The 14,065-nt window shown below is 72.3% G+C and carries 13 protein-coding genes; 5 read left to right on the top strand and 8 right to left on the bottom strand.

From position 1 onward, the window contains the following. Positions 1-23 precede the first annotated feature (23 nt). Positions 24-1,220: an ROK family transcriptional regulator gene (locus GXW83_RS07770; RefSeq protein ID WP_182442199.1), complete on the top strand. Its 1,197-nt coding sequence runs from the start codon at positions 24-26 to the stop codon at positions 1,218-1,220. 63 nt (positions 1,221-1,283) lie between these two features. On the opposite strand, the gene GXW83_RS07765 is transcribed toward GXW83_RS07770, so the two are convergent. From GXW83_RS07765 to GXW83_RS07740, 6 genes are all read right to left on the bottom strand, one after another. After that, the gene (locus GXW83_RS07765; RefSeq protein ID WP_182442198.1) at positions 1,284-2,387 is read right to left on the bottom strand and encodes a DUF475 domain-containing protein; all 1,104 of its coding nucleotides are present in this window, start codon (positions 2,385-2,387) and stop codon (positions 1,284-1,286) included. 99 nt (positions 2,388-2,486) lie between these two features. Next, positions 2,487-3,065 carry a TerD family protein gene (locus GXW83_RS07760; RefSeq protein WP_182442197.1) on the bottom strand — a complete coding sequence of 193 codons (579 nt, stop codon included), beginning with the start codon at positions 3,063-3,065 and terminating at the stop codon, positions 2,487-2,489. A 164-nt stretch (positions 3,066-3,229) separates the two neighbouring features. Beyond that, positions 3,230-3,805, bottom strand: a complete 576-nt coding sequence (locus GXW83_RS07755; RefSeq protein ID WP_182442195.1) for a TerD family protein — start codon at positions 3,803-3,805, stop codon at positions 3,230-3,232. 234 nt (positions 3,806-4,039) lie between these two features. Beyond that, the gene (locus GXW83_RS07750) at positions 4,040-4,498 is read right to left on the bottom strand and encodes a peroxiredoxin (RefSeq protein ID WP_182442193.1); all 459 of its coding nucleotides are present in this window, start codon (positions 4,496-4,498) and stop codon (positions 4,040-4,042) included. 136 nt (positions 4,499-4,634) lie between these two features. Then, positions 4,635-5,588, bottom strand: a complete 954-nt coding sequence (locus GXW83_RS07745) for a hypothetical protein (RefSeq protein WP_182442191.1) — start codon at positions 5,586-5,588, stop codon at positions 4,635-4,637. A 223-nt stretch (positions 5,589-5,811) separates the two neighbouring features. After that, the gene (locus GXW83_RS07740) at positions 5,812-6,258 is read right to left on the bottom strand and encodes a DUF3052 domain-containing protein (RefSeq protein WP_182442188.1); all 447 of its coding nucleotides are present in this window, start codon (positions 6,256-6,258) and stop codon (positions 5,812-5,814) included. Positions 6,259-6,852: 594 nt separating this feature from the next. On the opposite strand from GXW83_RS07740, the gene aceE reads away from it, so the two are divergent. The 3 genes from aceE to GXW83_RS07725 all read left to right on the top strand — a co-directional run bounded on the left by aceE (position 6,853) and on the right by GXW83_RS07725 (position 11,606). Beyond that, entirely contained in the window at positions 6,853-9,603 is a 2,751-nt protein-coding gene (aceE, locus tag GXW83_RS07735; protein ID WP_182442186.1) for a pyruvate dehydrogenase (acetyl-transferring), homodimeric type, read from the top strand. A 281-nt stretch (positions 9,604-9,884) separates the two neighbouring features. Beyond that, a complete protein-coding gene (locus tag GXW83_RS07730) occupies positions 9,885-10,061 on the top strand; it encodes a hypothetical protein (protein ID WP_182442183.1) in 177 nt (58 codons plus the stop codon). 333 nt (positions 10,062-10,394) lie between these two features. Then, positions 10,395-11,606 carry an alpha/beta hydrolase gene (locus GXW83_RS07725; RefSeq protein WP_182442181.1) on the top strand — a complete coding sequence of 404 codons (1,212 nt, stop codon included), beginning with the start codon at positions 10,395-10,397 and terminating at the stop codon, positions 11,604-11,606. Positions 11,607-11,653: 47 nt separating this feature from the next. On the opposite strand, the gene GXW83_RS07720 is transcribed toward GXW83_RS07725, so the two are convergent. Beyond that, entirely contained in the window at positions 11,654-12,679 is a 1,026-nt protein-coding gene (locus GXW83_RS07720) for an aldo/keto reductase (RefSeq protein WP_182442179.1), read from the bottom strand. Then, entirely contained in the window at positions 12,676-13,101 is a 426-nt protein-coding gene (locus GXW83_RS07715; protein ID WP_182442177.1) for a MerR family transcriptional regulator, read from the bottom strand. Before GXW83_RS07715 ends, GXW83_RS07720 begins: the two co-directional genes overlap by 4 nt. 110 nt (positions 13,102-13,211) lie before the next feature. Between GXW83_RS07715 and GXW83_RS07710 the strand changes: the two genes are divergently transcribed. Further along, positions 13,212-14,039 (top strand): serine hydrolase, encoded by an 828-nt coding sequence (locus tag GXW83_RS07710; RefSeq protein ID WP_182442175.1) that lies wholly within the window; start codon positions 13,212-13,214, stop codon positions 14,037-14,039. The last annotated feature ends 26 nt before the right edge of the window (positions 14,040-14,065 follow it).

The following is a 14,065-nucleotide window of genomic DNA, read 5'->3' as shown; positions in this document are numbered from 1 at the left end:
GCCCGCACACGTACAGTGTCCTCATGATTGCCAGGCCAGCGACCTCCTCCACGCTGAAGGAGATCAATCTCCGTACCGTCCTCGAGGTGATCCGGACCGCGCCGCCGGTCTCCCGCGCGGAGATCGCGCGGCGCACCGGGATCTCCAAGCCGACCGTCTCCGCCCTGCTCCAGGACCTCCTGGAGATGGGCCTGGTCTCCGAGACGGTCCGCGAGGAGCTGGGCCCCACCTACGGCGCGCTGTTCTTCGCCCCGCGCCCGGAGGCCGCCCATGTGCTGGCCCTGGACGTCGGCGCGCGCCGGCTGCGCGGCGCGGTGGCCGACCTGGAGGGGGCGGTGCACATCCGCCGCGACGTCCCGGTCGAGGGCATGGACGCCACCCAGGTGGTGGCCGCGGCCACGGCCCTGGCCGAGGAGCTGTGCGCCGAGGCCGGCATCGACCGGTCCGCGCTGCAGCACGCGGCCGTGGGCGTCCCCGGGGTGGTGGACCGGCGGGACGGCCGGATCTGGCAGGCGACCAACGTGCCCGCGCTGGACGGCTTCCGGGCCAGGGACGCGTTCGAGGCGGCGCTGTCGCTGCCGGTCACGGTGGAGAACGACATCCACCTGGCGGCGCTGGGCGAGCAGCGGCACGGCACCAAGAACCCGGCCGGGGCGGACGCGGAGAGCTTCGCCTTCCTCTCGGTGGGCACCGGCGTGGGCGCGGGCCTGATCCTGCACGGCGAGCTGCACCGGGGCTTCGCGGGCGCGGCGGGCGAGCTGGACTGCGCGGTCGATCCGGAGACCTTCGACGACAACGATCCCGGCGCGGGCGCGCTGCTGCAGTTCGCGGCGCGGCGGCTGAGCGGGCACCAGGAGTTCGGCGACGGCCGGGAGATCAGCACCGAGCAGGTGTTCGCCCTGGCCCGCTCGGGTGATCCGGACGCCTGCGCGGTGGTGGACGAGGAGGTCCGGCGGATCGTCGCCTACCTGGCGACGCTGGCCGCGGTGGTGGACGTCGAGCTGGTCGTCCTGGGCGGGGGCATCGGCCTCAACGGCGATCTGCTGCTGCCCCGGGTGAACCAGCGGCTGGCCACCCGGGTGCCCTACCCGCCGCGGGTGGAGGTCTCGGCGCTGGGCGACGCCGCGGTGCTGAGCGGCGCGGTGGCCGTGGCCACCCGCGCCGCCCTGGAGCAGATCCTCAGCGTGCGCTTCGGCGTCTCCGGGCGGCGCCGGGCCTGAACGCCGCGCCGGGCCTGACGCGGTGCCCGGGCCTGAGGCGGCGCCGGGCCGCACCCCTCCGGGTCAGGAGGAGTCGGCGGCCGCGAGACGGCGGTTGCGGGCCAGGGAGGACAGCAGTGCCAGGCCGATGAAGGCGACGCCGATGAGCCCGGTGACCACCTCCGGGATGCTGTACTTGATGGAGACCATCAGGATGATCGCCAGCGCGCCGATGGCGTAGTGCGCCCCGTGCTCCAGGTAGATGTAGTCGTCCAGGGTGCCCTGCCGGACCAGATAGACCGTCAGCGAGCGGATGTACAGGGCGCCGATGCCCAGGCCCAGGGCGATCTGGAAGATGTCCTGGCTGATGGCGAAGGCTCCGACGACGCCGTCGAAGGAGAAGGAGGCGTCCAGCACCTCCAGGTAGAGGAAGAGGAAGAACGCAGCCTTGCCGGCCACCAGCAGGGCGGACTTGCCGCCCTCGGTACGCGCCACGGCGCCGTCGGCGGCGCCGTCCTCGTCGTCGCCGTCCTCGCCGTCGTCCTCGCCCGCCTCCTCGAAGAGGTCGGAGAGGCCGCTGACGGCCAGGTAGGTGGTGAGCCCGGCGACGCCGGCCAGCAGCACCGTCTCGGCGCGGCCCTCGGCGAAGAAGCGCGCCGAGAGCATCAGCACGATCATGGACGTGACCACGGACAGCTGGTCGAGCTTGCCGATCCGCTCCAGCGGGCCCTCGATCCAGCTCAGCCAGCGGACCTCCTTCTCACCGAGGATGAAGTCCAGGAAGATCATCAGCAGGAACATCCCGCCGAAGGCGGCGATCGCCGGGTGCGCGGCGTCCAGGTGCTGGGCGTAGGTGAGGCCGCCCGAGGTCTTGCTGGAGTCCAGGGCGAGCGAGATGACGGTCTGCGGCCCGATGTGCGCGGTGAGCGCCACCACGAGCAGCGGGAAGACCAGCCGCATCCCGAACACCGCGATCAGCACGCCGACGGTCAGGAAGATCCGCTGCCAGAACGGAGTCATCCGCTTGAGGATGGTGGCGTTGATGACCGCGTTGTCGAAGGAGAGCGAGATCTCCAGGACGGAGAGGATCAGGACGACGCCGAAGCCGTCCGCCCCCCAGAAGTACGCGGCAGCCGCCAAGCCGAGCACGGTGATCCCCATGGACCAGCCGAAGGTACGCAGGAGCACAGGGATCTGTCCTTTTCGGTAGCGAGCGGCAGCCGCAGGGCGGGACTCGCCAGGCGTCCCCGCCTGCGGATGCGATCCCCGCCCTGCTCGCATCTTTTCTTACTGAACGTTAACCCCAAAGTCTAGGGCGATACCACGCAGTCCGGATGCATACCCCTGCCCGACCGCGCGGAACTTCCACTCGTTGTTGTAGCGGTACAGCTCGCCGAAGATCATGGCCGTCTCGTTGGACGCGTCCTCGGACAGGTCGTAGCGGGCGAGTTCGCTGCCGTCCGCCTGGTTGAGCACCCGGATGTAGGCGTTGCGGACCTGGCCGAAGCTCTGCAGCCGGGACTCGGCGTCGTAGATCGAGACCGGGAAGACGATCTTGTCGACCTGCGGCGGAACCATCGTCAGATTGACCTTGACGACCTCGTCGTCGTCCGCACCGGTGCCGCCGACCAGTTCGTCGCCCATGTGCTCGACCGAGCCCTCGGGGCTCTTGAGGTTGTTGTAGAAGACGAAGTACTCGTCGCCCAGCACCCGGCCGTTCGAGCAGAGCAGCGCGCTCGCGTCCAGGTCGAAGTCGGCGCCGGTGGTCGCCCGCGCCTGCCAGCCCAGGCCGATCTGCACGGCCGTCAGGTTGGGTGCGGCCTTGGACAGTGAGACATTGCCGCCCTTGGCGAGCGTGACACCCATCGGAATCTCCCCTTCCATGGACAGCCCGGCCGCCGACCTGGCCCGGGCTCTGCGCCGAGTGTAGGCGTCGACCGCCGCGGCCGTGCATGGTGGCGGGGCCCGGCGGACGCGAACGGGCCGCCCCGGTGCGGGGCGGCCCGTTCGGCGGTGTGCGCGCGGTCCGGTCAGACGTTGACGCCGAAGTCCTGGGCGATACCGCGCAGGCCGGAGGCGTAGCCCTGGCCGATGGCGCGGAACTTCCACTCGGCGCCGTTGCGGTACAGCTCGCCGAAGACCATGGCGGTCTCGGTGGAGGCGTCCTCGGTGAGGTCGTAGCGCGCGATCTCCTGGCCGTTGGCCTGGTTGACGATGCGGATGTACGCGTTGCGGACCTGGCCGAAGCTCTGCAGCCGCGACTCGGCCTCGTAGATCGAGACCGGAAAGACGATCTTGGCCACGGTGGTCGGGACGGCCGCCAGGTTGACCTTGATCACCTCGTCGTCGCCCTCGCCCTCACCGGTGAGGTTGTCGCCGGTGTGCTCGACGGAGCCGTCGACGGACTTGAGGTTGTTGTAGAAGACGAAGTCCTTGTCCGAGACGACCTTGCCGGTCTCGGCCGTGAGGATCGCGCTGGCGTCGAGGTCGAAGTCGGCGCCCGTGGTCGTGCGGGCCTCCCAGCCCAGACCCACGAGCACCGCCGTCAGGCCCGGCGCCTCCTTGGTGAGCGAGACATTGCCACCCTTGCTGAGGCTGACACCCACGAGTCCTCCAGTTGCAGGGGGAGCACTGCGGCGTGCCCCCGTCGGTGCGGTTCTATTGCGGTCGAGCCAGTCACTGTCAAGCCAACGGACCGATCGTAGTGTCGGGTTCCCCCCGGGCGCAGCCCCACGCACCGAGGGGTGTGCCGTGCGTCACCGCCCCGGCGCACACCAGGGCGCGCGCCGGGGCGGCGGGAGGAGGCGTCGGCGTACGCCCGGCCGACGGCCGGGGCGGCGTCAGAGCGCCGCGAGGGCCGCCAGGTACTCCTGCTGGTCACGGGCGTCCGGCAGGCCGTTGACGACGGTCCAGCGGACCACGCCGGCCTTGTCGATCACGAAGGTGCCGCGGACGGCGCAGCCCTTCTCCTCGTCGAACACGCCGAAGGCGCGGGAGGCCGCGCCGTGCGGCCAGAAGTCCGAGAGCAGCGGGTACTCCAGGCCCTCCTTCTCGGCGAAGACCCGGAGCGTGAACGGCGAGTCGTTGGAGACCGCGAGGATCTGCACGTCGTCGTTCTGGAAGTGCGGCAGCTCCTTCTCCAGGCTGCACAGCTCGCCGGTGCAGACGCCGGTGAAGGCGAACGGGTAGAAGACCAGGACGACGTTCTTCTCGCCGCGGAAGTCCGAAAGCCTGACCAGCTCGCCGTGCTGGTTCTTCAGCTCGAAGTCCGGAGCCTCGGTGCCGACCTCGATAGCCATGGTGGTAACCCCTCGTAATCGCGGGCCGTCACGCATCCGTGCGTGTGCGGCCGTGCCGGTCGTCGTGCCCGGGGACATCCTGCCACCTCGGGGGGACGGGCGGGTGGGCGATGCCGGTGCCGGTCGGCGGGGCCGGTCAGCGCATCCCCGGCAGCCGCCCGAGCAGGCCGACCACCCCGACCGCGCGGCGCAGCAGCGCGCCCCCGGGCAGCCCGGGCACCTGCTCCACCAGCGGGGCGAGCGCCATCAGCCCGCCGATCCGGTGCAGCCGGACGTCGCCCCGGGCGAGCAGCGCGGGCAGCGCGGTGCGGCCCGCGGGCACCCCGAGGACGACGGCGGCCCGGCCCTCGATCCCGGGCACGCCGGTCGGGGCGGCCCCGGCGCAGGAGGCGGTGGTCCAGCCGGAGGGGTCGGCCCGGAACTGCCAGCCGCTGCTGCCGGGGCCCCAGACGGCGGCCCGGGCCCGCAGCCCCTGCCGGTGCGCCAGCGCGCCGACGACGTCCACCAGGGCGGCGACCCCGGCCTCGGTCACCGGCAGCGGGGCCTCGGGCCCGGGCGCGCCGGGCCCGGCGGGGAGCCGCAGGGCGGCGAGGGCGAGCTCGTGGCACATGGCGTGGATCTGGGTGAGCAGCGGCAGCGGGCCCAGCGGCGAGTCCAGCGGCGCCAGGGCCGGGCCGGGCAGCCGGGCCGCCTCGTCCAGCGCGGCGGCCACCCGCTCGCGCGCCTCGGCCAGCGCGGCCCGGATGGCCTGCGGCCCGTCCCCGGAGTGGTCCGGCCGACCCGCCGCCTCCGCCGACCCGCCGGACGCGGGTCCGGGCCCGGACCCGGACGCGGCGCCGGGCCCGGACCCGCGTCCGGCGTCGGCGGCGGTGTCGGTCGCGCGGGCGCGGGCCTGGGCGAGCAGGCGTTCCAGGACCGGCCGCTCGGGCCAGGAGCCCAGTTCGGCCAGCGGGCCGAGGTCGTCCCGGGCCGCCGCCAGTTCGAGCAGGGCGTCCCAGGCACCGAGGACGCGGGCCGTCAGCTCCGGTCGCGGACCGGTGGCCACCCCTCGCTGCTCGCCCGGGTGAGAAGGGCCGCCCTGTTCGTCCATACGGGCATTCTGCCCATGCCCGGGGCCTGCGGCAGCACCGGTTGGCCGCACCCGGACGCACCGGACCGGCCGCGAGGACGGCCCCGGCCGCGTCACGACCGGCGCCCCTGCCACGCCCCGCGCCCGCGAGGCCCGCGCCCGTCTCGGCGCAGCGCGGCCCTCCGCGCGCCGTCGGGGGCGGGCGGAGGGCCGGTCCGTCTCTGCGGTGTCGCCGGTCAGCCGGTCAGCGCTGGCCTGCCTTGGCGGCCTTGGGCGTGGCGAGCCGCACGGCCTGCCAGTCCTTGCTGACGCCGACGGTGCTGGTCTGGGAGAGGCCGGCGGTCTGCGCCGCTTCGGCGATGTCGCTGGCCTCGACGTGCCCGGTACGCCCGGTCTTGGGGGTGAGCAGCCAGACGAGGCCACCTTCCACCAGGTACTCCTGGGCGTCCACGAGGGCGTCGGTGAGATCGCCGTCCTCGCTGTCCTCGCGGAACCACATCAGCACGGCGTCCGCGACGTCGTCGTAGTCCTCGTCGACGAGTTCGCTGCCGGTGAGGTCCTCGACGGCCTCACGCAGGTCCTGGTCGACGTCGTCGTCGTAGCCGAGCTCCTGGACCACCTGTCCGGGCTGGAAGCCCAACCGGTTTGCCGGGTTGGGCCTGTCCTCCGCGGGGTCCGCGGTCGCGCTCACGGGAATTGCCTCCTATATCCGACCCTGTCTCCTGAAGTCAGGGCTGTGGCGGTAGTCCACACGGGCGGGACGCTCAGCGCAAGTACCCCGTGGGCGTTCCCGCTCGTTCGATGATGTCCCACAACGCGACTCGCCGCCGCGCGTGACATACATCACGCCTGTTTGCCCCAGTATCGCCATATGCAGCGACTTCGCACAGCGGATCGACGGCGCCGCCGTCCTTTCCCTTTCCTTCCCCTGCCCGCTGCGCGGCGCGGTCACTCCCCGCATGCGCCCGGGCCTCCTGCGCGACCGCATGCCGGACCGGCAGCCGGAGCACTGCCCCGGCGGGCGTAGAGTTCCTGCTTGGCCCTCCCCAGCCCACTCACCACAGCGTTGTGGCGACGGTCGGGCCACCTCGTCGTAGCGGGGCCCCCATCCCGGGCCTTCCGCGCAGGGCGGGACCGGTTTCACCCGAAAGGGGCCCTGATGTCCGAAAGGCCACCGGGTACAAACTGGTTACCCATGGGTAGAGATGACGTTTCTCAACCTGCGGTCCACGATGGAGGCGGCGCGACACCACCTCTTAGTGACGACCGACAGTGAAGGAACAGCGTGGCTTCCGGATCCGATCGCAACCCGATCATCATTGGCGGCCTGCCCAGCCAGGTCCCGGACTTCGATCCCGAGGAGACCAGCGAGTGGCTGGAATCGCTCGATGCGGCCATCGACGAGCGGGGGCGTGAGCGCGCCCGCTACCTGATGCTGCGCCTCATCGAGCGCGCCCGCGAGAAGCGTGTCGCCGTACCCGAGATGCGCAGCACCGACTACATCAACACCATTGCGACCAAGAACGAGCCGTTCTTCCCCGGCAACGAGGAGATCGAGCGCAAGGTCCTGAACGCGACCCGCTGGAACGCGGCCGTGATGGTCTCCCGGGCGCAGCGCCCGGGCATCGGCGTGGGCGGCCACATCGCCACCTTCGCCTCCTCAGCGTCGCTGTACGACGTCGGCTTCAACTACTTCTTCCGCGGCAAGGACGCCGACGGCGAGTCCGGCGACCAGATCTTCTTCCAGGGCCACGCCTCCCCCGGCATCTACGCCCGCGCCTTCCTGCTGGACCGGCTCAGCGAGCAGCAGCTGGACTCCTTCCGGCAGGAGAAGTCGAAGGCCCCCTACGGCCTCTCCAGCTACCCGCACCCGCGGCTGATGCCGGACTTCTGGGAGTTCCCGACCGTCTCCATGGGCCTCGGCCCGCTGGGCGCGATCTACCAGGCCCGGATGAACCGCTACCTGCACGACCGCGGCATCAAGGACACCAGCAGCTCGCACGTGTACGCCTTCCTCGGCGACGGCGAGATGGACGAGCCGGAGTCGCTGGGCCAGCTGTCGCTCGCCGCCCGCGAGAACCTGGACAACCTGACCTTCGTGGTCAACTGCAACCTGCAGCGCCTGGACGGCCCGGTGCGCGGCAACGGCAAGATCATCCAGGAGCTGGAGTCGCAGTTCCGCGGCGCCGGCTGGAACGTCATCAAGCTGATCTGGGACCGCAACTGGGATCCGCTGCTGGCCCAGGACCGCGACGGCGTGCTGGTCAACAAGCTGAACAGCACCCCGGACGGCCAGTTCCAGACGTACGCCACCGAGTCCGGCGCGTACATCCGGGAGAACTTCTTCGGCGGCGACCTGCGGCTGCGGAAGATGGTCGAGGACCTCACCGACCAGCAGATCCAGCACCTGGGCCGCGGCGGGCACGACCACGCCAAGGTCTACGCGGCGTTCAAGGCGGCCCGCGAGCACATCGGCCAGCCGACGGTGATCCTCGCCCAGACCGTCAAGGGCTGGACGCTGGGCCCCAACTTCGAGGGCCGCAACGCGACCCACCAGATGAAGAAGCTCACCACCGAGGACCTCAAGCGCTTCCGCGACCGGCTGCACCTGCCGATCACCGACAAGCAGCTGGACGAGGGCTACCCGCCCTACTACCACCCGGGCCGCGACTCGGAGGAGATCCAGTACATGCACGACCGCCGCAGCGAGCTGGGCGGTTACGTGCCCACCCGCAAGGTGCGGCCGCGCAAGCTGGAGCTGCCCGGCGACGACGCCTACAAGGCGCTGAAGAAGGGCTCCGGCCAGCAGGAGATCGCCACCACCATGGCCTTCGTCCGGCTGCTCAAGGACCTCATGCGGGACAAGGAGATCGGCAAGCGCTTCGTGCCGATCGCCCCCGACGAGTACCGCACCTTCGGCATGGACTCGCTGTTCCCCTCGGCGAAGATCTACAACCCGCAGGGCCAGCTGTACGAGTCGGTCGACCGCGAACTCCTGCTCGCCTACAAGGAGTCGCCGACCGGTCAGATGCTGCACGACGGCATCTCCGAGGCCGGCTGCACCGCCTCGCTGATCGCCGCCGGGTCGTCCTACGCGACCCACGGCGAGCCGCTGATCCCGATCTACGTCTTCTACTCGATGTTCGGGTTCCAGCGCACCGGCGACCAGTTCTGGCAGATGGCCGACCAGCTGGCGCGCGGCTTCGTGCTCGGCGCCACCGCCGGCCGCACCACCCTGACCGGTGAGGGCCTGCAGCACGCCGACGGCCACAGCCACCTGCTGGCCTCGACCAACCCGGCCGTGGTGGCGTACGACCCGGCCTACGGCTTCGAGATCGCGCACATCGTCCAGGACGGCATCCGGCGGATGTACGGCAGCAGCGCCGAGCACCCGAACGGCGAGGACGTCTTCTACTACATGACGGTCTACAACGAGCCGATGCGGATGCCCGCCGAGCCCGCCGAGGTGGACGTCGACGGCATCCTCAAGGGCCTGCACCGGTACGCCCGGGCGACCGGCGGCCAGATCCCGGCGCAGATCCTCGCCTCCGGCGTGGCGGTGCCCTGGGCGCTGGAGGCGCAGCGCATCCTGGCCGAGGAGTGGAACGTGGCGGCCGACGTCTGGTCGGCGACGTCCTGGACCGAGCTGCGCCGCGACGCCATCGCGGTGGAGGAGTTCAACCTGCTCCACCCGGACGAGGAGCAGCGCGTCCCGTACGTCACGCGCAAGCTGTCCGGCGCGCAGGGGCCGTTCGTGGCGGTGTCGGACTGGATGCGCGCGGTGCCGGACCAGATCTCGCGCTGGATCCCGGGCCAGTGGCAGTCGCTGGGCGCGGACGGCTTCGGCTTCGCCGACACCCGCGGCGCGGCCCGGCGCTACTTCCACATCGACGCGCAGTCGGTGGTCCTGGCCGTGCTCACCGAGCTGGCCAAGCAGGGCAAGGTGGACCGTACGGCGCTGAAGGCGGCCGTCGACCGCTACCAGCTGCTGGACGTGGCGGCGGCCCACCCGGGCGCCGCGGGCGGCGACGCCTGAGCGGTAGCGCGGCCCGGCCGACCGGGCCCGCAGCCTGACCGGCCCGGCGCCGGGGAGATCCCCGCCCGGTGATGATCCGTCACCGGGCGGGGATCCGGCGTCTCCGCCCGGTTTCGCCGGTGCCTCCCCTCCGGGGCACGGGGGAATGCGCCATTTTGATAGGACGCAAACAAGCCTGGCAAGCCCCAGGGGCCCCTCGTTTCCCGCGCCGCACGGCCCCCTATGCTGTGGCCCGATTCCGTCGGCACAGGGCAGGCGGGTGTCGGGAGGATTCACCGCACATGGACAACCAGATCATCCACAAGGCCGCTTTCCTGCTGCACGAGTGCCACGAGCCGGAGCAGGTCGTCGTGGAGCGGCTCAAGGACTACTTCCCCGACCTGACCCTGATCGAGCGCGAGCGCTACGTCTCCGAGGCCTGGGACCAGGTCCACGGCAAGCAGGTCGAAGAGGTCTGACGGGGAGCGGGCCGTCCCGTCCGCCGCCCGGCCGCCGGGGCCGGGGCAGCTGTCGCGCGCGCGGCTGTTGCCCCGGCCCGCTGTTCTCACACGGCTCCGCATGTGAACGACCCGTGAAAGTTACTCCCCCTCCGGGGTGATTTGTGACAGTTGTCGCAGAAAAAGTCACGGTTGGGCGTCGTACAGATCGCGGATCTGCGTTTACGCTTGCGCAGAACACACCACCGCACGAACCATCGCACCACCCCGACGCTCAGCCCCACCGCACCCCCGCATGACCTCCGGGCCCGGCCCGTTCGACGGTCGCCGGACACCCCGAGGAGACACACGCGTATGCGGTTCAGGCGCTCGCTGATAGCTGCCATGGTCTCCATCACCGTCCTCGCCGGAACCGGGGCAGCCGCCGCAGGCGCCGCCGTCTCCGACGAGCAGATCGCTATCACCACGCCGCCCGCGGGCACCGGCGCCTGGCTGCACGACCACTCGCTGGGCCGGGCCATGCCCGACCCGGCCACCGCCACCGCCGAGCAGGCCGCCCGGTTCTTCGCCGGGCTCACCCCCGCCCAGCAGCAGCAGCTGGTCCGGCAGTACCCGCTGGTGGTCGGCAACTTCGACGGCGCCCCGCCGGCCCTGCGCTACCAGGCCAACCAGCTGGCGATGCGCCAGGAGCTGGCGCTGCAGCAGGGCCGGGCCTCGGACACCGGCGCCTCGCCCGGCTCCCGGGCCACGGCCGCCGGCCGGGTCTCCGCGCTGCAGCTGCTCACCGCCCCCGGCCACCAGGTGCTGGCCTTCGACCCGCGCGGCCGCGGCCTGGTCGCCGAGGTCTTCGGCGACCTGACGACCGCCCAGCGGGTGTCGGTGCTGGTCCCCGGCTCGGACATGGACCTGGAGCACTTCTACAACGCCGGCGACCCGCTCAAGAGCACCTCCGGCATGGCGCAGTCGCTGCGGACCGAGGAGGCCGCGCTGGCGCCCGGCACCAGCACCGCGGTCGTAGCGTGGTCCGGCTACGTCACCCCGGTCGGCCTCGGCGCGGACGCCGCCACCGCCCGGCTGGCCGAGGCGGGCGCGCCGCGGCTGGAGAGCCTGATGGCGGGCCTGTCCGTGACCACCGACCCGGAGGCCGCGCCGACCCTGCTGTGCCACTCGTACGGTTCGGTGGTCTGCGGCATCGCCGCGCCCGAGCTGCACGCCGCCGAGGGCGTCAGCGACATGGTGGTCCTCGGCAGCCCCGGCATGGACGTCCCGGACGCCTCGGCGCTCGGCGACGGCGTCCGGCTGTGGGCCACCGCCCGCAACCCCGGGGACTGGATCGGCGACGTGCCCTACCTGGAGGTCGCCGGGCTGGGCCACGGCGCCGACCCGACCAGCTCCGACTTCGGCTCCCGGGTGATCGCCTCCACCGGCTCGTACGGCCACACCGGCTACTTCGCCCCGGGCACGGCCAGCCTGCGCAACTTCGCCGACATCGCACTCGGCCACTACGGCGACGTCGCCTGCGCCGGGGACGCCACCGCCGCCGGCGGCTGCCTGAACGGCCTGTAGGCCGGCCCGCCAGGACCGGCTCACAGGGCGTCGGCACCGCCCGCCCGCTACTCCCGGGCGGCCGAGGTGCCGGACATGTCCGGGTAGCGGTCCCCGGCGACCTGCGCGGCGATCGGCTCCAGCTGCGCCAGCTCGTCCGCGCTCAGGTGCAGCGCGGTGGCGGCGGTGTTCTCCTCCAGCCGGCTGCGCTTGCGGGTGCCCGGGATCGGCACCACCGCCAGCCCGTGCACCTCGGCCTGCTGCTGCACCCAGGCCAGCGCCACCTGCGCCGCGGTCGCGCCGTGCGCCGCCGCGATCTTGTGGACGGGGGTGAGCAGCGCCGCGTTGCGGGCGGCGTTGTCGCCGGTGAAGCGCGGCTGGTACTGCCGGAAGTCGTCCTGGCCGAGCTCCGAGGCGTTGCTGAAGGCGCCGGTCAGGAAGCCGCGCCCGAGCGGCGAGTACGGGACGAAGGTCACCCCCAGCTCGGCGGCGGCCGGAACCGCGCTGCGCTCGACGTCGCGGGAGAACAGCGACCACTCCGACTGGATCGCGGTGATCGGGTGCACCGCGTGCGCCTCGCGCAGCTCCGCGCCGGTCACCTCGGACAGGCCCAGGTACGTGACCTTGCCGGCCTGGACCAGCTCGGCCATGGCCCCGACCGACTCCGACAGCGGCACCTGCGGGTCGCGGCGGTGCATGTAGTACAGGTCGATGACGTCCACGCCCAGGCGGCGCAGGCTGGCGTCCACGGCCTTCCGGATGTAGGCCGGGTCGTTGTTGACGCCCCGGTAGGCCGGGTCGTCCGCGCGGCGCTCGATGGCGAACTTGGTGGCCAGCACCACCTGGTCCCGGTTGGCCTGGACGAACGGGCCGATCAGCTCCTCGTTGTGGCCGCTGCCGTAGATGTCCGCGGTGTCGAACAGGGTGACGCCCAGCTCCAGCGCCCGGTCCAGGGTGGCCAGCGCCTCGGCGGTGTCGGTCTCGCCGTAGAACTCGCTCATGCCCATGCAGCCGAGGCCCTGGACGCCGACGACGGGGCCCGCTCCGGGGCCGCCCGCGCCGAGGGTGGTGGTCGGGATGACGTTGCTGCTCATAGCTGCTGCTGCCTCTCCGCGTACATGTCGATCTTGCAGTCGATGATCAGAAGGGTGGCCTGGAGGTCGGCTATCCGCTGCCGGACCTCCTCGCGGTGCGCCTCCAGCAGCGCCCGCCGCGCGGCGGCGGTGTGCTCGCCCTCGCGCCGCAGCTCCGCGTAGCGCACCATGTCGGCCACGGGCATCGCGGTCAGCCGCAGCTTCCCCAGGAACTGCAGCCAGGCCAGGTCGCGGTCGCTGAAGCGGCGCTGCCCGGAGTGCGAGCGCGCCGGGTGCTCCAGCAGGCCGATCCGCTCGTACCAGCGCAGGGTGTGCGCGGTCAGCCCGGTGCGGGCGACCACCTCCCCGATGGTGTAGCGGGGGGTGCCGTCGGGCGCGTCCGGCTCGGCCGGTTCCTGCGGCAGTGCGACCGCCAGTGACATCCGCTGCTCCTCTCCGTGCCTCTGCCATCGAACCTACCGAGTTGGAGTGCACTCCAAGCAAGCGCTGCCCGGTGCGTCGGCGGATTCGGACGATTGGATAGGTTGTCCGCATGGACAGCCTGCGGATGATCGAGAACTGGCCGGTGCCCACCGCGGCGGCCGCGGTGGTACGGCGCGACGGCTCGCTCGCGGGCAGCCACGGGCCGCAGGCGCACGCCTTCCGGCTGGCCTCGGTCACCAAGCCGCTCAGCGCCTACGCCGTGCTGGTCGCGGTGGAGGAGGGCGCGCTGGAGCTGGACGACCCGGCCGGGCCCGAGGGCTCGACCGTGCGCCACCTGCTGGCGCACACCTCCGGCCTGGCCTTCGACGAGCACCGCGCCATGGCCGCCCCCGGCAACCGGCGGCTCTACTCCAACGCCGGCTTCGACGTCCTGGCGCAGACCGTGGAGAAGGCCACCGGCATCCCCTTCGCGCAGTACGCGCAGGAGGCCGTCTTCGCGCCGCTCGGCATGGCCGACACCCTGATCGACGCCTCGGGGCGCAGCCCGGCCGGGGCCGGGGGCGTGTCCACCGCCGCCGACCTGGCCCGCTTCGCCGCCGAGCTGCTGGCCCCCCGGGTGCTGGACCGCTCGACCCTGGCCGAGGCGACCTCCGTGGCCTTCCCCGGGCTCAGCGGCGTGCTGCCGGGCTTCGGCCACCAGCGCCCCAACGACTGGGGCCTCGGCTTCGACCTGCGCGACCACAAGGCCCCGCACTGGATGGGCGGCCGCAACTCCCCCGAGTCGTTCGGCCACTTCGGCCAGGCCGGCACCTTCCTGTGGGTGGACCCGGTCGCGGGCGCGGCCTGCGTCGCGCTCACCGACCGCGACTTCGGCCCCTGGGCCGCCGAGCTCTGGCCGCCCTTCAGCGACGCGGTGCTGGCCGAGCTGGACCACTGACCGGGCCGGGCCCGACCGGGGCCGTG

The sequence above is a fragment of the Streptacidiphilus sp. PB12-B1b genome (genome assembly GCF_014084125.1).
In the GTDB taxonomy this organism is placed as follows: Bacteria; Actinomycetota; Actinomycetes; order Streptomycetales; family Streptomycetaceae; genus Streptacidiphilus.
The sequence above is the reverse complement of the archived record's forward strand: the minus strand, read 5'-3'. Positions and strand labels throughout refer to the sequence as shown.

Coding starts and splice junctions, on each gene's coding strand:
- GXW83_RS07770 (WP_182442199.1), top strand. CDS start 24: ATGATTGCCAGGCCAGCGACCTCCTCCACGCTGAAGGAGATCAATCTC.
- GXW83_RS07760 (WP_182442197.1), bottom strand. CDS start 3,065: ATGGGTGTCACGCTCGCCAAGGGCGGCAATGTCTCACTGTCCAAGGCC.
- GXW83_RS07750 (WP_182442193.1), bottom strand. CDS start 4,498: ATGGCTATCGAGGTCGGCACCGAGGCTCCGGACTTCGAGCTGAAGAAC.
- GXW83_RS07745 (WP_182442191.1), bottom strand. CDS start 5,588: ATGGACGAACAGGGCGGCCCTTCTCACCCGGGCGAGCAGCGAGGGGTG.
- GXW83_RS07730 (WP_182442183.1), top strand. CDS start 9,885: ATGGACAACCAGATCATCCACAAGGCCGCTTTCCTGCTGCACGAGTGC.
- GXW83_RS07725 (WP_182442181.1), top strand. CDS start 10,395: ATGCGGTTCAGGCGCTCGCTGATAGCTGCCATGGTCTCCATCACCGTC.
- GXW83_RS07720 (WP_182442179.1), bottom strand. CDS start 12,679: ATGAGCAGCAACGTCATCCCGACCACCACCCTCGGCGCGGGCGGCCCC.
- GXW83_RS07715 (WP_182442177.1), bottom strand. CDS start 13,101: ATGTCACTGGCGGTCGCACTGCCGCAGGAACCGGCCGAGCCGGACGCG.
- GXW83_RS07710 (WP_182442175.1), top strand. CDS start 13,212: ATGGACAGCCTGCGGATGATCGAGAACTGGCCGGTGCCCACCGCGGCG.